Annotated in this window: 10 protein-coding genes and 1 pseudogene; 6 read left to right on the plus strand and 5 right to left on the minus strand. The window is 72.2% G+C overall.

Going from position 1 to position 18,039, the window contains the following annotated elements:
* Window positions 1–3,069: pseudogene (locus tag CCN42_RS00315) on the minus strand (tetratricopeptide repeat protein); the annotation flags it as partial.
* Between the two features lie 145 nt (window positions 3,070–3,214).
* Here CCN42_RS00315 and CCN42_RS00320 point away from each other — a divergent pair.
* The 5 genes from CCN42_RS00320 to CCN42_RS00340 all read left to right on the plus strand — a co-directional run bounded on the left by CCN42_RS00320 (window position 3,215) and on the right by CCN42_RS00340 (window position 11,922).
* Window positions 3,215–5,254 carry a thioredoxin domain-containing protein gene (locus CCN42_RS00320; RefSeq protein ID WP_086732515.1) on the plus strand — a complete coding sequence of 680 codons (2,040 nt, stop codon included), beginning with the start codon at window positions 3,215–3,217 and terminating at the stop codon, window positions 5,252–5,254.
* A gap of 197 nt (window positions 5,255–5,451) precedes the next feature.
* On the plus strand, window positions 5,452–6,714 hold the full coding sequence (locus tag CCN42_RS00325) for a glycosyltransferase (protein WP_086732516.1): 1,263 nt from the start codon (window positions 5,452–5,454) through the stop codon (window positions 6,712–6,714).
* Window positions 6,711–8,357, plus strand: coding sequence for a phospholipid carrier-dependent glycosyltransferase (locus tag CCN42_RS00330; RefSeq protein WP_086732517.1), 1,647 nt, complete (start codon window positions 6,711–6,713; stop codon window positions 8,355–8,357). Before CCN42_RS00325 ends, CCN42_RS00330 begins: the two co-directional genes overlap by 4 nt.
* Window positions 8,354–9,523 (plus strand): glycosyltransferase, encoded by a 1,170-nt coding sequence (locus CCN42_RS00335; protein WP_086732518.1) that lies wholly within the window; start codon window positions 8,354–8,356, stop codon window positions 9,521–9,523. Before CCN42_RS00330 ends, CCN42_RS00335 begins: the two co-directional genes overlap by 4 nt.
* Entirely contained in the window at window positions 9,520–11,922 is a 2,403-nt protein-coding gene (locus CCN42_RS00340; protein ID WP_086732519.1) for a galactose oxidase family protein, read from the plus strand. Before CCN42_RS00335 ends, CCN42_RS00340 begins: the two co-directional genes overlap by 4 nt.
* On the opposite strand, the gene CCN42_RS00345 is transcribed toward CCN42_RS00340, so the two are convergent.
* From CCN42_RS00345 to trhA, 4 genes are all read right to left on the minus strand, one after another.
* The gene (locus CCN42_RS00345) at window positions 11,919–12,650 is read right to left on the minus strand and encodes a Mut7-C RNAse domain-containing protein (RefSeq protein ID WP_086167309.1); all 732 of its coding nucleotides are present in this window, start codon (window positions 12,648–12,650) and stop codon (window positions 11,919–11,921) included. The two genes, CCN42_RS00340 and CCN42_RS00345, sit on opposite strands and share 4 nt — an antisense overlap.
* Window positions 12,651–12,654: 4 nt before the next feature.
* On the minus strand, window positions 12,655–13,275 hold the full coding sequence (locus CCN42_RS00350) for a TetR/AcrR family transcriptional regulator (RefSeq protein WP_455568121.1): 621 nt from the start codon (window positions 13,273–13,275) through the stop codon (window positions 12,655–12,657).
* A 5-nt stretch (window positions 13,276–13,280) separates the two neighbouring features.
* A complete protein-coding gene (locus tag CCN42_RS00355) occupies window positions 13,281–14,834 on the minus strand; it encodes an MFS transporter (protein ID WP_086732521.1) in 1,554 nt (517 codons plus the stop codon).
* A 110-nt stretch (window positions 14,835–14,944) separates the two neighbouring features.
* A complete protein-coding gene (gene trhA, locus CCN42_RS00360) occupies window positions 14,945–15,673 on the minus strand; it encodes a PAQR family membrane homeostasis protein TrhA (protein WP_086732522.1) in 729 nt (242 codons plus the stop codon).
* Between the two features lie 303 nt (window positions 15,674–15,976).
* On the opposite strand from trhA, the gene CCN42_RS00365 reads away from it, so the two are divergent.
* The gene (locus CCN42_RS00365) at window positions 15,977–17,812 is read left to right on the plus strand and encodes a phosphoenolpyruvate carboxykinase (GTP) (protein WP_086732523.1); all 1,836 of its coding nucleotides are present in this window, start codon (window positions 15,977–15,979) and stop codon (window positions 17,810–17,812) included.
* The last annotated feature ends 227 nt before the right edge of the window (window positions 17,813–18,039 follow it).

Consider the following 18,039-nt stretch of genomic DNA (forward strand, 5'->3'; position numbering starts at 1 on the left):
CGTACCCGTCCAGCTGCCCGACGCGCGCCGGATGCAAAGCGCGGGCCAGCTGGGCCAGCTCCTCCTGCGCCACAGCCGTCCCCACCTCCACCCCGCCCGGGGCGGCGTACGGCAGCAGCGTGCAGCGCAGGAAACGCGCCCAGTCCTCGCCGCGCCGGTCCCCGTACGACGCGAAGAGCCCCACCGCCTCGTCGCACAGCCCCAGCGCCTGGGCGGTACGCCCGTTGCCCGCGTCCACCACCGCCAGCTCCAGGCACGTCCACGCCTCCCCGTGCGCGACGCCGATCCGCTGGAAGTCGGCCCGCGCGTCGACCAGCAGCTGGCGCGCGAAACCGGAGTTGCGCAGCGACCCCGTCTGCGCCGCCCGCTGGTCACGGGTGACCCGCGCCGAGTGATGCCGGGCACACGCCAGGCCGTACACGTCCCGCATCCGGGAGAACATCGTGCGGGAGCGTTCCAGCTCCCGGACCGCCGGATCCAGCTCGCCGGTCTCCTCCAGCGCCTGCCCAGGTAGTACAACGTCCACGCCTCACCGCGCGCGTCCTCGTTCTCCCGGTGCCGGGCCGCCGCCCGCCGCAGCTCCTCCACCGCCGGGCCGCCCTCCCCGGCCACCAGCAGCGTCCGCGCCAGCTGGGTCAGCGCCCACGCCTCACCCCGGGCGTCCCGGGTCCGGCCGTAGCGCTCCAGGGCCTGCCGCAGCTCCGCCCCGGCGAGCGCCACATCACCGAGGCGGATGTACAGCTGGCCGAGCTGGAAGTGCGCCCACGCCTCCCCGTGCACCGACTCGCCTGCCCGGTGCAGCTCCAGCGAACGCGTCAGCAGCTCCAGCGCCTCCGCGAGCCGCGCCCGGTCCCGCTCCACCGCCGCCAGCGCGTGCATCGTCCACGCCCGGTCCGTCGCCAGCTCCGGCGCGGCCTGCAGGTCCAGCGCCTCCCGCAGCTTCCCGGCCGCCTCACCGAGCTGGCCCTGATGGTGCAAGGTGATGCCGAGCGAGCACAGCGCCCGCGCGGCCCCCGCGTCATGGTGCGCCTCCCGGTACAGGTCCACCACCGACGTCAGCGTCGCCCGCGCCCGGTCCAGCTCGCCCAGCTGCCGGGCCGCGATGCCCGTACGCCACTGCACCGACCGGATCAGCAGCCCCTGGTCCACGGCCTGCGCCAGCTCGCTGATCTCCCCCAGCCGGTACAGGTCGCCGCGCAGCAGGCAGTAGTCGCACAGCGCGCCCAGCAGGTTCAGCACCGCCCCCTGGTCCACGCCCTCCGCGTGCCGGAGCGCCGCCGTGATGAAGCTGGACTCGTCGTCCAGCCAGCGCAGCGCCTCGTCCAGCGAGGTGAACCCGTGCGGGCCGAACCGGTCCGAGCGGGTCGACATGTTGCCGTCGACCAGGCGCAGCACCGAGTCGGCCAGCTCCGCGTAGTTCACGATCAGCCGCTCCTGCGCCGCCGCACGTTCCGCCGGGTCCTCCTCGTCGACGAGCCTCGCGTGCGCGAAGGCGCGGACCAGGTCGTGCAGGCGGTAGCGGTTGCCGCGCACGTGGTCGATCAGACCCGCGCGGGACAGCGCCACCAGATGCCGGGTGGCCTCCGGCTCGTCCGTCGCCAGCAGCGAGGCCGCCGCGGCGGCACCCAGCGAGGTCCGCCCGGCCAGCGCCAGGCGGCGCAGCAGCCGGCGCCCCGCGTCCGGCTGGTCGGTGTAGCGCAGCCACAGCGCCCGCTCCACCGGCCCCACCGGACCGTACGCCCCCAGATCCGCGGCCAGCTGCCGCGGCGAGCGCGCCCCCAGCGACGAACCCGCGATCCGCAGCGCCAGCGGCAGCCCGCCGCACAGTTCCCCCACCCGGTCCGCGGACTCCGCGTCGTACGGACCCGGATCCCCCTGCGCCGCCTCGCGCAGCAGCTCCTCCGCGCCCGCCGCGTCCAGCGCCGGCACCTCCAGCCGGTGCACCCAGGCCGGGAAGTCCGCGGGCAGCTCCAGCGACTCCCGCGCGGTCACCAGCACCAGGCTGTCGGAGCGCTCCGGGACCAGTGTGCGCACCTGCTCCGGATCGGAGGCGTCGTCCAGCACCACCGTGACCGGCACCCCCGTCAGATGCTGGTGATACAGCTCGCCGAGCCGCTTGACCTGCTGGTCCGCCGACGACCGCTCCCGGAACAGCAACTGCTCGCGCGGCGCGCCGAGCCGGTTCAGCAGGTGCAGCAGCGCCTCACGGGTGGACAGCGGCGGCTCCTCGGGGCTGCCGCCACGCAGATCCACCACGCACGCGCCCCGGAACTGGTCGCGCAGGTCGTGCGCGGCCCGCACCGCGAGCGCCGTACGCCCACTTCCGGGCGCCCCGTGCAGCACCACCACCGTCGGCCGGGTCTGCGTGTTCGCCCGCGCCGCCTGCACCCACTGCCGGATCCGCGCCAGCTCCTGCCGCCGCCCCGCGAACGAGCCCGCCGGCTCCGGCAGGTGACCGAACGACTGCTCCAGCGCCGCCCGGCCGCGCGCCGCCGCGCTCTTGTCGGCGCCGAGCAGCTGCGGCCCGCCCTTCTTCGGCCCCGTCGAGGCGGCCAGCACCCGCTGCTGGTCCAGGAACGGCCGGATGCCCCGCACCTCCAGCGCGGTAAGCCACTGCAACCGCAGCTGCTCCGGCCCGCCCGGCTGCCCGGCCGCCCCCGCGCGGTGATGCGCGGCCGGCAGATGCGTCCCCGCCACCTTCACCACGGTCGCCGCGGCGCCCGCGAACCCCACGGTCACCCCGGCGCCCAGCGCGGTCCCCGGCCCGGTGCCGAGCGCCAGGTCGGCGGCGGCCGCCGCGACGGCGGCCACCACCGCCACCAGCAACGGCGTCCCGGCTCCCTCGCGCGCGTACCGCTGCCCGAACGTCAGCCGCCCGGCCTCCGCCTCGTCCAGCGCCCGCGCGTACGCCTCGTACTCCTCCTGCGCCGCCCGCGCCATCACGTCCAGTGCTCCACGCGCCCGCGCCAGCAGCACCTTCCCGTCGGCACGGCCGCCCGACCGCCGCACCTCCTCCTCCACGGCCCGGGCAAGCAGCCGCTCGGCCTCGGTCCGATGACTGTCCCGCATGGCACGTCCCCCTCCGGCGGCAACGGCGTTCCCGGCCCAGTGTGCTGTGCGGGACGAGCCGAGGGGAGAGGGCGTGACCATGGAGCCCACGCGGCGCATCCGGTGCCGTGCGCCGATTCCCGGGTACTGCGGCAGGATGGGAACCATGGCGAACCGACTGGCCGATGAGACCTCTCCCTACCTGCTCCAGCACGCGGACAACCCCGTCGACTGGTGGCCGTGGTCCGAGGAGGCGTTCGAGGAGGCGCGGCGGCGGGACGTGCCGGTGCTCCTGAGCGTCGGCTATTCCAGCTGCCACTGGTGCCATGTCATGGCCCACGAGTCCTTCGAGGACGAGGCGACGGCCGCCTACGTCAACGAGCACTTCGTCAGCGTCAAGGTCGACCGCGAGGAACGCCCCGACGTGGACGCCGTCTACATGGAGGCCGTGCAGGCCGCCACCGGGCAGGGCGGGTGGCCGATGACCGTGTTCCTGACGCCGGACGCCGAGCCGTTCTACTTCGGGACGTACTTCCCGCCCGCGCCGAGGCACGGCATGCCGTCGTTCCGGCAGGTGCTGGAGGGGGTGCGGCAGGCCTGGGACGCCCGGCGCGAGGAGGTCGCCGACGTCGCCGGGAAGATCGTGCGGGACCTCGCCGGGCGGGAGATCGACTACGGCGCCGGGAAGCAGGTGCCGGGGGAGCAGGAGCTGGCGCAGGCGCTGCTCGGGCTGACCCGGGAGTACGACCCGCAGCGCGGCGGGTTCGGCGGGGCTCCGAAGTTCCCGCCGTCCATGGTGCTGGAGTTCCTGCTGCGGCACGCGGCGCGGACCGGGTCCGAGGGTGCGCTGCAGATGGCGGCGGACACCTGTGAGCGGATGGCCCGGGGCGGGATCTACGACCAGCTCGGCGGCGGGTTCGCCCGCTACTCCGTGGACCGGGACTGGGTCGTGCCGCACTTCGAGAAGATGCTCTACGACAACGCGCTGCTCTGCCGGGTCTACGCGCACCTGTGGCGGGCCACCGGGTCCGAGCTCGCCCGTCGCGTCGCGCTGGAGACCGCCGACTTCATGGTGGGCGAACTGCGCACGGCCGAGGGCGGGTTCGCCTCCGCGCTCGACGCCGACAGCGACGACGGGACCGGACGGCACGTCGAGGGCGCGTACTACGTCTGGACCCCGGAGCAGCTGCGGGCCGTCCTCGGCGAGGAGGACGCCCGGCTCGCCGCGCAGTACTTCGGCGTGACCGAGGAGGGGACCTTCGAGGAAGGGGCCTCCGTCCTGCAACTCCCGCAGCACGAGGGCGTCTTCGACGCCGCGCGGGTGGCGGACGTGCGGCAGCGGCTGCTGCGCGCCCGCGCCGAGCGGCCCGCTCCGGGCCGGGACGACAAGGTCGTCGCCGCCTGGAACGGCCTGGCGATCGCCGCGCTCGCCGAGACCGGCGCCTACTTCGACCGCCCCGACCTCGTCTCCGCCGCCCTCGCCGCCGCCGATCTGCTGGTGCGGGTGCATCTCGACGACCGCGGCCGGCTGGCGCGGACCAGCAAGGACGGCCGCGCCGGTGCCAACGCGGGCGTCCTGGAGGACTACGCGGACGTCGCCGAGGGGTTCCTGGCGCTCGCCTCCGTGACGGGGGAGGGGGTGTGGCTGGACTTCGCCGGGCTGCTGCTCGACCACGTGCTCCTGCGGTTCGCCGACGACAGGTCCGGCGCGCTCTTCGACACCGCCGCCGACGCCGAGCGGCTGATCCGCAGGCCGCAGGACCCGACCGACAACGCCACCCCGTCGGGCTGGACGGCCGCCGCGGGCGCGCTGCTGAGCTATGCGGCGCAGACCGGCTCGGAGGCCCATCGCACCGCCGCCGAGCGGGCGCTGGGAGTGGTGCGGGTGCTCGGGCCGCGGGTGCCGCGGTTCATCGGCTGGGGACTCGCGGTCGCCGAGGCGCTGCTGGACGGGCCGCGCGAGGTGGCGGTGGTGGGTCCCGCCATGGACGACGCGGCGGCGCGGGAGCTGCACCGCACGGCGCTGCTCGGGACGGCGCCGGGTGCGGTCGTCGCGTACGGCACGGTGGGCGACGAGGAGTTCCCGCTGCTCGCGGACCGGCCGCTGGCCGGGGGTGAACCGACCGCGTACGTCTGCCGTAATTTCACCTGCGACGCTCCGACGACCGACCCCGAGCGACTGCGCACCGCGCTCTCGGGGCGGTGAGCCCTGTCTGAAATGATCGATAGTTGAGCAGGTGTTCGGGTAGGTCCCGCTAGTCACCGCCCCGCGCAGAAACAGGGTTTTTATCGGAACAGCTCCCGCGCTTCACCGTTCCCCCCTAGTCTCTGCACATGCCGCGACGGCGACGGCTCCGGCCGGCCGTTGCGAGTGGGGGGTTTCGGGGATCTGGGGGGATCTGTTTGCTGACGTCTGTCTTCATCGCTGCCGTTTCACTGGCCCTGTTCTGGATGGCCGCGTTCACCCTGTGGTGGCAGATGCACGCGTGGCGTACGCCCGAGGTGCTGGCCTCCACCCGCTTCAGCCGTCCGGACGGGGCCGAGCAGCTGTCGTTCTCGCTGCTCCTTCCGGCGCGGCACGAGCAGGCGGTGCTGGACCACACCATCCGGCGGCTGCTGGAGTCCGCGCACGCCGACTTCGAGATCATCGTGATCGTCGGGCACGACGACCCGGCGACCGCCGAGGTGGCGCACACGGCCGCCGCGCGGGATCCGCGGGTCCGGGTGGTCGTCGACACCCATGAGAAGAAGAACAAGCCGAAGGCCATGAACACGGCGCTGCCGCACTGCCGCGGCGATGTCGTCGGGGTCTTCGACGCCGAGGACCAGGTCCATCCGGAACTCCTCGCCCACGTGGACCACGCCTTCCGCGCCACCGGCGCGGACGTCGTCCAGGGCGGGGTGCAGCTGATCAACTTCCACTCCAGCTGGTACAGCCTGCGCAACTGCCTGGAGTACTTCTTCTGGTTCCGCTCGCGGCTGCACCTGCACGCGCAGAAGGGGTTCATCCCGCTCGGCGGCAACACCGTCTTCGTCCGCACCGACGTGCTGCGCGAGGCGGACGGCTGGGACCCGAACTGCCTCGCCGAGGACTGCGACCTGGGCGTCCGGCTCTCCAGCGTCGGCAAGAAGGTCGTCGTCGCCTACGACTCCGAGATGGTCACCCGTGAGGAGACCCCCGGCTCGCTGATGAGCCTGCTGAAGCAGCGCACCCGCTGGAACCAGGGCTTCCTCCAGGTCTACCGGAAGCGGGACTGGAAGCAGCTGCCCACCTTCGGGCAGCGGCTGCTCGCCCGCTACACCCTGATGACGCCGTATCTCCAGGCGGTCTCCGGCGTGGTCATCCCGCTCAACGTGGCCATCGCGCTCTTCCTCGACGTGCCGGTCGGCGTCGCCTTCATCACCTTCCTGCCGGCCGTCACCGCCCTGGTGACCTTCGTCTTCGAGCTGGTCGGCCTGCACGACTTCGGCAAGCAGTACGGGCTGCGCGTGCGCTTCGTCCACTACGTGAAGCTGATCGTGGGCGGCCCCTTCTACCAGGTGCTCCTCGCCGGAGCCGCCGTCCGCGCCGTCTGGCGGGAACAGCGCGGCCGGAGCGACTGGGAGCTGACCAGCCATGTCGGTGCTCATCTCGCGCACGTGAACCGAGAGGACGTTCCTGCGTGACCTCCACCCTTCCCGCGGCGACCGGCATCGAGGTCCCCGCGCAGCGGACGGCTGCGCCCACGCCCCGTTCGACCGGTCGGACGCAGCCTCCGCAGCGACTGCGCTCCTCCCGTCCCGACCTCCTCGTGTGCGGTCTCCTCCTCGTGGCGATCCTCGTCGTCCAGGGCTGGAACATCGCCGACTACCCCACCCTCAGCGACGACGAGGGCACCTACCTCGCCCAGGCCTGGGCCGTCCAGGAGGGCCGCGGTCTGGCCCACTACACCTACTGGTACGACCATCCGCCGCTCGGCTGGATCCAGATAGCCGTGCTCACCTGGATACCCGCCCTGATCAGCCCGGACACGATGACCGTGGGCACCATGCGCGCCGCGATGCTGCTGGTCTCCGCGGCCGGCGCGGTCCTCGTCTACGTCCTCGGCCGCCGCCTCGCCCTGCCCCGCTGGGCCGCCGCACTCGGCATGGCCCTGTTCGGGCTCTCCCCGCTGTCGGTCGTCCTCCAGCGCGAGATCTTCCTCGACAACCTCGCCGTGATGTGGACGCTGCTCGCGTTCGCCCTCGCCGCTTCCCCGAGCCGCCACCTCTGGCACCACTTCGGGGCGGGCATCGCCGCCGCGACGGCCGTGCTCACCAAGGAGACGATGCTCGTCGTCCTGCCCGCTCTGCTGCTCACCATGTGGCGGCACAGCCACCGCGACACCCGCAAGTTCGCGGTCACCGGCGCGATCACCGCCTGCGTCCTGATCGGCCTGTCGTACCCCCTGTTCGCGCTGCTCAAAGGGGAGCTGCTGCCGGGCGTGGGCCATGTGTCGCTGTGGGACGGCATCACGTACCAGATGAGCCGGCCCGGGTCGGGCTTCATCCTCGACGAGGGCTCCGGCTCTCACGGCGTCCTGCAGTCCTGGCTCTACTACGACCGCGTCCTGCCCCTCGGCGGGCTCGCCGGTGCCCTGCTGCTCCTGCTGACCTGGCGCTGGTCGGTCACCGCCCGCGCGCTCGCCGGACCCGCGCTGACCGTGGCGATCCTCGCCCTGGTCGCCCTGCGCCCCGACGGCTACCTGCCCGCGATGTACATCATCCAGGCGCTGCCGTTCCTCGCCCTGGTCCTCGCCGGAGGCACCGCCAGCGTCGCCCACGCCGTGCTGCGCAAGCGGCGCCGCGAGGGCCGCCGGCCGCACGCCCGGTACGCGCTCGCCGCCGTCCTCGCGCTCGCCGCGAGCGCCTACGTCGTGCCCCGCTGGTACGACGGTGCCCGCACCGCGATGACCACCGACGCCAACGCCCCCTACCAGGCCGCCGCCCACTGGCTGGGCACCGAGGTGGAGCACCCCGCTGACACCCGCGTCCTCGTCGACGACGCCCTCTGGCTGGACCTCGTCCACCACGGCTACGAACCCGGTCTCGGCGCCATCTGGTTCTACAAGGCCGACCTCGACCCCGCCGTCACCCGGACCATGCCACGCGGCTGGCGGGACCTCGACTACGTGGTCGCCTCGCCGACGGTCCGGCGCGACGCGGTCGACCTGCCGAACGTCAGGGCCGCCATCGAGCACTCGGCACCGGTCGCCGTCTTCGGCACCGGAGCGGACCGGATCGAGATCCGGCGCATCCAGCAGGCGGGCACCCCGGGAGGCGAGCGATGAGCCAGGACTACACCGTCCCGGAAGAGGCCGTCGCGGCGGCGGAGGTCCCCGAGCCGGGCGCCGTCACCATCGTCGTACCGACCTTCAACGAGTCGGCGAACATCCGGCGGCTGCTGCACCAGATCACCGAGTCGGTGCCGTCCCGGCTGCCCTGCGAGGTGGTCTTCGTCGACGACTCCACCGACGACACCCCCGACGTGATCCGGGAGGCCGCGCGGGACTGCCCGTTCCCGGTGACCGTGCTGCACCGGGAGGAGCCCGTGGGCGGGCTCGGCGGCGCGGTCGTCGAGGGCATGAAGGCGGCCGGGTCGGACTGGATCGTCGTCATGGACGGTGACTGCCAGCATCCGCCGTCCCTCGTCCCCGACCTGGTCGCCACCGGCGAACGCGCGGGCGCCGGACTGGTCGTCGCCTCCCGCTACCTCAAGGGCGGCAGCCGCGCCGGACTCGCCGGCAGCTACCGGGTGGCCGTCTCCCGGGGTGCGACCTGGCTGACCAAGTCCCTCTTCCCCCGCCGGCTGCACGGCATCAGTGACCCGATGAGCGGCTTCTTCGCGATCCGGCGCGGCGATGTCACCGCGGAGGCGCTGAAGCCGCTCGGCTACAAGATCCTGCTGGAGCTGGCGGTGCGCAGCCGTCCGCGCGCGGTCAGCGAAGTCCCCTTCGTGTTCCAGGAGCGGTTCGCGGGGGCCTCCAAGTCCACGGCCCAGGAGGGGATGCGTTTCCTGCGGCACCTGGCCGGACTGCGTACGGCCGATCCGCTGGCCCGCATGGTGGTGTTCGGGCTGATCGGGCTGACGGGTTTCGTGCCGAACCTGGCCGCTCTGTGGGCGATGACCGAGGCGGGCCTGCACTTTCTGCCCGCGGAGATCGTCGCCAACCAGTTCGGGGTGGCCTGGAACTTCCTGCTGATCGAGAAGCTGCTGTTCCGCGACCGGCGCCGGCACCGCCACTGGGCCGACCGCACCCTGCGGTTCGCCCTGCTCGCCAACGCCGACCTGGTGCTGCGGATCCCGCTGATCGCGCTGCTGGTCGCCCAGTTCGGGCTGACCGTGCTGCCCGCGACGGCCTTCGCCCTGGTCATCACGTTCGTCCTGCGCTTCGCCGGTACCGAGGCGCTGGTCTATCTGCCCCGCAGGAGCCGCACAGCGAGGAGCACTGCATGAGATCCCGACGGAGAACGGCCCTGCTGGCCGCGATGGGCCTCGCCGGAGGCCTCCTGCTCTCCACCCCCCAGTCCGCCTCCGCCGCGAACCTCATCAAGAACCCCGGGTTCGAGACGGCCGGCACCGGTGACATGCCGTACTGCTGGCAGAAGTCCGGCTGGGGCGACAACGACTTCACCTTCACCACGACGGCCGACGCCCACTCCGGCGGCAAGGCGATGAAGGTCGAGCTGACCCGGCGGGCCGACGGCGACCGCAAGGCGCTGATCACGGAGTCCGCGGACTGCGCGCCGGTGGTCGCCGTCGGCGAGCAGTACGACCTGTCCCTCTGGTACCGGACGACCACACCGGACGCCAACATCACCCTGTTCCGGCACGACACCACGGCGGGCTGGCAGTACTGGACCGACCTGAAGACGCTGGAAATGGCGGCGGACTGGACCCGGGCCACGGTCCGCACCCCGGAGGTCCCGGCCGGCACCGACCGCATCAGCTGGGGCGTCTCCGTCTACGGCACCGGCTCGGCCACCACCGACGACTACACCATGGAGCAGGTCGCCGACCCGGTCCAGCCCCCGCGGTGCACCGGCACCGCCCAGAGCTGCGCCGACGGCAGGTGGGACGTGCTGCCCGCGCAGAACCCGGTCCGCTCCATGCACTCGGTGGTCCTGCACAACGGCAAGGTCCTGCTGATCGCGGGCTCCGGCAACGACCCGGAGAAGTTCGAGGCGGGCACCTTCACCTCGGCGGTCTACGACCCGGCAAACGGCACCTACAAGATCATCCCCACCCCGAAGGACATGTTCTGCGCCGGGCACGTCCAGCTCCAGGACGGGCGGGTGCTGGTGATGAGCGGCAACAAGGGCTACCCGTCGGCGGACGGGAAGATCGGCTACCAGGGGTACAAGGACTCGTACGTCTTCGACCCCGAGACCGAGACGTACACGAAGACCAACGACATGAACGACGGGCACTGGTACCCGTCGGCGACCATCCTCGGCAACGGCGACGTGCTCTCCTTCGGCGGGCTGAAGGAGGACTCCACCGGCTCGGTCACCGCCGACCGCTGGTCGCAGGCCGAGCAGCGCTGGCTGCCCGCCTGGCAGGTCAAGCAGACCTGGTCCTACTGGGGCCTGTACCCGTCGATGATCCTCATGCAGGACGGGCGGCTCTTCTACTCCGGCAGCCACGTCTTCGGCAACAACATCCCCGGCACCGGCGCCGCGATCTACGACTACGACGCCAACACCATCACCCAGGTCCCCGGCCTGCAGAAGAAGGACGAACGGGACCAGTCGGCCAGCGTGCTGCTGCCGCCCGCGCAGGACCAGAAGGTCCTCACCATCGGCGGCGGCAACATCGACTCCAACCCCGACGCCAACCGCCTCACCGACGTCATCGACCTCAAGCAGCCGAACCCGCAGTACGCCGCGGGGCCGCCGCTGCCGCAGGGCACCGTCGACTTCGGCAACGGGAAGGTCGCGCAGACCGGCGACCAGGGCAAGATGTACGCCTCCGCGGTGCTGCTGCCCGACGGCAAGGTGCTGGAGACGGGCGGCGCCCTGCACAACCGCGCGAACCCGGTCTTCGAGACCTCCCTCTACGACCCGGGGACGAACACCTTCGACCCGGTGGCCGCCGACCCGGAGGCCCGCGGCTACCACTCCTCGGCGTTCCTGCTGCCCGACGGCCGGGTGATGGCCACCGGGGACAACCCGGGCAACGGCAGCTGGAACCACAACGTGTCCGTCTACACCCCGCCCTACCTCTTCAAGGGCCCCCGCCCGACGATCACCTCGGTGATCGACACCGAGTGGACCTACGGCGACACCCAGCGGATCACCGTCGACCGGCCCATCGCCAAGGCCGAACTGATCCGCCCGGCCGCCGTCACCCACTCCTCCGACCCCAACCAGCGGTTCGTGGACCTGCCGCTGTCCGTCGACGGCAACAACGTCGACCTCAACGTGACGAGCAACCCCAACCTGGCCCCGCCCGGCTGGTACATGCTCTTCGCGGTCGACGCCAACGGGGTTCCTTCGGTGGCGAGATGGGTGCACCTGCAGGGCCCGGCCGCGCTCAGGGCCGCCGACGCCTCCCCGCACATCCACTCCTTCGCGGACGACCTCGAAGGCAAGGTGCAGCGCCCCGGCAAGAAGCGCGCCTCCCAGCCGGTCGGCCCGGCCGTCTCCGGCTGCGACCGGCACTACGGCTCCGCCAACGTCTGCGTGCCCACCGCGTTCCCGCCCCAGGTGAAGAAGACGACCGCCGCCCGCTGCGCCTGGCTGGGGCGGAACGACTACGGCCGCCTGAGGATCAACGGCACCGACGACCCGCTCGGCCTCGACCCGGACAAGGACGGCATGGCCTGCGGAAAGGGGGACCTGCGACGGCGTTAGCCGCGCTGCGGGAACTCCGCCAGGGCGCGTTCCACGATGGCCTCCAGCTGTTCGTGGTGCGCGCCCCTCCAGTAGGCGCGCCCGCACTCACCGCACTGCGCGAAGACGTCGTACGTCCGCTGGGTGCCGGCCTCCAGCCGGTCCGCCACCTCCTCCTTGGTGGCCTCCTTCAGCAGGCCGTTGCAGGCGGTGCAGCGGGTCCACGGCCGCAGCTCGGGCCGGAACCGGTCCAGGACGTCCTGGAACTGCTCGTCCGGCCGGGTGCTGTAGACGAACGCGCCGGCCCACAGCTCCCGGCGGCGCAGCAGACCGCGGTCGCGGCTGAGCATGACCCGCTGCTCGGCGGCCGAGCGGGCGGCGAGGGCGGCGTCGCCGATGTCCGTCGACTCGTAGGCGGTGTCCACCCCGAGCAGCCGCAGCCGGCGGGCCAGCGTGCCGAGGTGCACGTCGAGGAGGAAGCGCAGGGGAGCACCGGGCACCCGCTGCGGGCGGGCCACGGCCCGCACGCTCACCCGCTCGCCGTCCCGGGGGATGTGCCGGGTGGGCACGGGCCGCCCGTCGACGACCAGCTCACCGACCTCGGTGAGCGGCACCCCGAGGGATTCGATGACGTGCCCGAGCGTGGAGACGCCGTCGGTGGCGAGGGGGCGCGCGCCGCGGCGGCGCTCCTGCGGCACGAACAGGGCCAGTTCGGGGGCGACTTCGACGTGGATCTCGGCTGCGTTCACGGGATCAGGATGTCAGGCCGTGTTCGAAGACGGTGAGGGCGCGGTCCACCAGCTCCCCGAAGTCCTCGCTGAAGCCACCTCTCACCCAGTGCCGGGTGGCTTCCATCAGACCGCCGATCAGGGACATCGCGAACACCCGCACCTCGAGGCTCTCCGGGTCGCGGCCGGTGCGCTCGGCGATGGCCGCGGCGAGCAGGTCGCCGGTGGCCGCCATGCTCTCCATCATCCGCGAGCGCACCGCCGGCACCTCGGTCATCAGCGTCGTGCGCAGCCTGGTCACCCGGGGATCCTCGTGCGCGCCGAAACCGACGGCCTTGCGCAGCACGTACCGCAGGGACTCCAGCCAGGGCTCGTCCGCGGGCCGCTCCCGCAGTTCCGCCAGCAGCAGGGGGTCGTACTCGTCCGTGAGGACGATGTCCTCCTTGGTCGGGAAGTAGCGGAAGACGGTCGACGCGGAGACCTCGGCCCGGTCGGCGATCTGCTCGATCGTGGTGGCCTCGTACCCCTGCTCCTCGATCAGCGCGTAGGTGGCCGCACGGATCGCCTCCCGTGTCTTGATCTTCTTCCGTTCCCGGAGTCCCAGCTGGGGGCGGTCGGCGGGGGCGGAGGTGCGTGCGGCCGTCATGCGTGTCATTGTCCGGCATCGGCGGCGGGCGTGGCCATGCCGGGGGCGGCGGGCGCGCTCCGGGCGCCGGGCAGGAAGCCCACCACCAGCAGCGCGGACACCAGCGAGGCCAGCGCGCACACCAGCAGCACCAGGGTCATGCCGTGCGCGTACGCGTGGTCCGCCGACGCGACCAGACCGGGTGCGCCCGCCCGTTCGGCGACGAGGTGGGCGGCGACCACCGACTCCCCGGCCGTGTCGGCGGCCCGCTGGGACAGCCCCGCGACGTCGAGCCGGTCCCGGAAGGCACCGCTGAGCAGCGAGCCGAGCAGGGCGATCCCGATCGCGCCGCCGACCTGACGGAACGTCATGAGGAGTCCCGAGCCGCTGCCCGCGCGGTCGGCGGGCAGCGTGGCGAGCGCGCCGTCCATGGCGGGCACGACCGCCAGACCGAAGCCCACTCCGGCGACGGACAACCACAGCGCGGTGAAGCCGTAGCCGGACTCCGCCGTCGTACGCGCTCCCAGCAGCGCGGCGAACGCCAGGACCGTGAGGCCCGCGCCCACCACCTGCCTGGCCCCGAACCGGGCGACGGCCGGCTGGGCGGCGCGCGCCGCGACGAGCAGCCCGCCCATCAGCGGCAGCAGCCGGACGCCCGTACCGAGGGCGTCGTGTCCGAGGACCGCCTGGAGGTAGGGCGGCAGCACGAACAGCAGCCCGGAGAGCACGAACATCACCAGGGTCGCGGCGAGGGTGTTGACGAGGAACCCGCGCCGGGCCAGCAGCGCCATGTCCAGCATGGGCCGCGCGGCTCGCCGTTCGCGCAGCACCAGCAGGGCGAGCAGCACCAGGGCGGCGCCCAGCATGCCGAGGGTCGGCGGGGCGGCCCAGCCGTGCTCGGGCGCCTCGATGATCGCGTAGACGAGGAGGCCGAGCCCGGCCGCGGTGAGCGTGGTGGAGACGCCGTCCACCGTGGGGGAGGCCGGGTCGCGGGTCTCGGGCAGCAGCAGCACGCAGGCGGCGATGCCGAGGGCGGCCATCGGCACGTTGACCAGGAAGACCGAGCCCCACCAGAAGTGGTCGAGCAGCCAGCCGCCGATGATCGGGCCGAGCGGCATGCCGAGTGCGGAGGCGGCCGAGATGACGCCCACGGCCTTGGTGCGCTCTCCCGGCCCGAAGAGCGAGGGCAGCACGGACAGCGAGAGCGGCGTGACCAGCGCTCCGCCGATGCCCATCACCGCCCGCGCGGCGATCACCGCGGACACGTCGTCGGCGAGCGCGCCCGCCGCGGAGCCCGCGAGGAACACGGCGAGCCCGGCGACCAGCATGCGGCGGCGGCCGAACCGGTCGCCCAGCAGGCCCGCGGGGAGCATCAGCGCGGCGAAGACGACGACGTACGCGTCCGCCATCCACTGCTGCTCTCCCGTGCCGGCGCCGAGCTGTCCGGCCATGGTCGGCAGTGCGACGTTGAGGATCGTCATGTCGAAGCCGAGGGTCAGCATGCTCGCCACGAGCGCGGCGAGGGCCCACCAGCGGCGGGGGTCGGGCTGGACCCCGGGGCGATGTGTGACAGTAACCATGAAATGAAAGTAACCGTCAAAATCCAGTGGCTGTCAATATGGAGCCGGTGTGCGGGCATGAGAAAGGGCCACGGCTCGCAAGCCGTGGCCCGAGGCGGGGTCCGGTTCCCCTACGGGTGCTGGTACGCCACCAGGGAGATGCCGATGTAGTGGGCGGTGAACGCCGCCACCGTCAGGGCGTGGAAGACCTCGTGGAAGCCGAACCAGCGCGGCGACGGGTTCGGGCGCTTGATGCCGTAGACGATTCCGCCCAGGCTGTAGAGGAGTCCGCCGACGACCACCAGGGTGAGGACGGCGACGCCGCCCGCGCGCATGAAGTCGGGCAGGAAGAACACGGCCGCCCAGCCCATCGCGATGTAGCACGGGGTGTACAGCCAGCGCGGGGCGCCGACCCAGAAGACCCGGAAGGCGATGCCGGCCAGGGCCGCGGCCCAGATGCCCCACAGCAGCCACCGGCCCTTGGAGGCCGGCAGGAGCAGCAGGGTCAGCGGGGTGTAGGTGCCCGCGATGATCAGGAAGATGTTGGCGTGATCCAGGCGGCGCAGCACGCCGTCCATCCGGGGGCTCCAGTCGCCCCGGTGGTACAGCGCGCTCACGCCGAAGAGCAGACACGCGGTCAGCGCGTAGATGCCGCACGCGATGCGGCCGCGCGGCGAGTCGGCGAGGGCCGTCAGCACCAGGCCCGCGATCAGTGCCGCGGGAAACATGCCGAGGTGCAGCCAGCCCCGCAGTTTCGGTTTGACGGAGTCCGGCAGGGACGGGTGCGGCAGATGGCGCGCCACGGAACCGCGGTCGGCGACCGGCGTGTGCGTGTGCGCATCGGAGGCGGACGCAGTCATGGCGGGCATCGTACCTACGGAGTCGTAAGTGAGCGATCAGAGCCTCGGCGCCGCCACCTGCGATCACCCGTGTGGATCGCCAAGAAAAGGTCAGCCGGATCCAAGGCGTACGCAAAGAATCTCGGCGAAAGCCGCAGGACGTGGCCTTCCTCACGGCGCTCAGGTGTGCGGCCCTCTGGACAAATGGGCGGCTACCTCGGATGATCAAATGAGTGCGGTCGGCACCGGATGAGCGGCTACGAAGCATCCGGGTCGCAGCCCCCACGGGGCAGACAGGACAAAAACCCTCTTTTAGGAGCGATCGTGGCGCGCGACAACGCGGCTCCCACCACCGCCAGCCCGACCAACCATCAGGAACTGATCTCGTGGGTCGACGAGATCGCGGAACTGACCCAGCCGGACAACGTGGTCTGGTGCGACGGATCCGAGGCCGAGTACGAGCGACTGTGCGAAGAGCTCGTCCAGAAGGGCACCTTCCGGAAGCTGGACCCCGTCAAGCGCCCGAACTCCTACTACGCCGCCTCCGACCCCACCGACGTCGCCCGCGTCGAGGACCGGACCTTCATCTGCTCCGAGAAGGAGGAGGACGCCGGCCCCACCAACCACTGGAAGGCCCCCGCCGAGATGCGGGAGATCTTCCAGGGCTCCGGCGGCGAAGGCGGCCTGTTCCGCGGCTCCATGCGCGGCCGCACCATGTACGTCGTGCCCTTCTGCATGGGCCCGCTCGGCTCGCCGCTGTCCGCGATCGGCGTCGAGATCACCGACTCCGCGTACGTCGCCGTCGCCATGCGCACCATGACCCGCATGGGCCGGGCCGTCCTCGACGAGCTGGGCGACGACGGCTTCTTCGTCAAGGCCGTCCACACTCTGGGCGCCCCGCTGGAGCCCGGCCAGGAGGACGTCCCCTGGCCCTGCAACCAGACCAAGTACATCTCCCACTTCCCGGAGACCCGCGAGATCTGGTCCTACGGCTCGGGCTACGGCGGCAACGCCCTGCTCGGCAAGAAGTGCTACGCCCTGCGCATCGCCTCCGTCATGGCCCGTGACGAGGGCTGGCTCGCCGAGCACATGCTGATCCTCAAGCTCACCCCGCCGCAGGGCGAGTCCAAGTACGTCGCCGCCGCCTTCCCGAGCGCCTGCGGCAAGACCAACCTGGCCATGCTGGAGCCCACGATCTCCGGCTGGACGGTCGAGACCATCGGTGACGACATCGCCTGGATGCGCTTCGGCGAGGACGGCCGCCTGTACGCCATCAACCCCGAGGCCGGCTTCTTCGGCGTCGCGCCCGGCACCGGCGAGCACACCAACGCCAACGCGATGAAGACCCTGTGGGGCAACTCGGTCTTCACCAACGTCGCCCTCACCGACGACAACGACGTGTGGTGGGAGGGCATGACGGAGGAGACCCCGGCCCACCTCACCGACTGGAAGGGCAACGACTGGACCCCGGAGGCACCGACTCCGGCGGCCCACCCGAACGCCCGCTTCACCGTGCCCGCCTCGCAGTGCCCGATCATCGCGCCCGAGTGGGAGGACCCCAAGGGCGTGCCGATCTCCGCGATCCTCTTCGGCGGGCGCCGCGCCACCGCCGTCCCGCTGGTGACGGAGTCCTTCGACTGGAACCACGGCGTCTTCCTCGGCGCCAACGTGGCCTCCGAGAAGACCGCCGCCGCCGAGGGCAAGGTCGGCGAGCTGCGCCGCGACCCGTTCGCGATGCTGCCGTTCTGCGGCTACAACATGGGCGACTACATGGCCCACTGGATCGACGTGGCCAGGGACAAGGACCAGTCCAAGCTGCCGAAGATCTACTACGTCAACTGGTTCCGCAAGGACGACGAGGGCAAGTTCGTCTGGCCCGGCTTCGGCGAGAACTCCCGCGTCCTGAAATGGATCGTGGAGCGCCTGGACGGCAAGGCCGAGGGCGTTCAGACCCCGATCGGCATCCTGCCGGCGAAGGGCGCGCTCGACACGGACGGCCTCGGCCTGTCCGACTCCGACCTGGAGTTCCTGCTGACGGTCGACAAGGAGGTGTGGCGCGAGGAGGCCGCCCTGGTCCCCGAGCACCTGAACACCTTCGGTGACCACACGCCCAAGGAGCTGTGGGACGAGTACCGCGCCCTCGTGGAGCGCCTGGGCTGAGCCCGCCCCACCAAGACCCCGCGGCCGGCTGGAACCGACTGTGCCCTGACCAGCTACATCGTCACGGCCGGCCGCGGTGAACTCGTCACGGCACCGAAGCCCCGCACAACGGCGTGCGGGGCTTCGGTGTCTCCGCCGGGTCTTCTTCGGGCGGGCGTCTCGCGTGTCGCCCCTTGCCTGGCCGATCTTCACCGAGGTTTCATGCTCTTCACAGGCGTCCCGCAGTT

Origin of the sequence: Streptomyces glaucescens (genome assembly GCF_002154375.1) — a bacterium.
Classification (GTDB): Bacteria; Actinomycetota; Actinomycetes; order Streptomycetales; family Streptomycetaceae; genus Streptomyces; species Streptomyces glaucescens.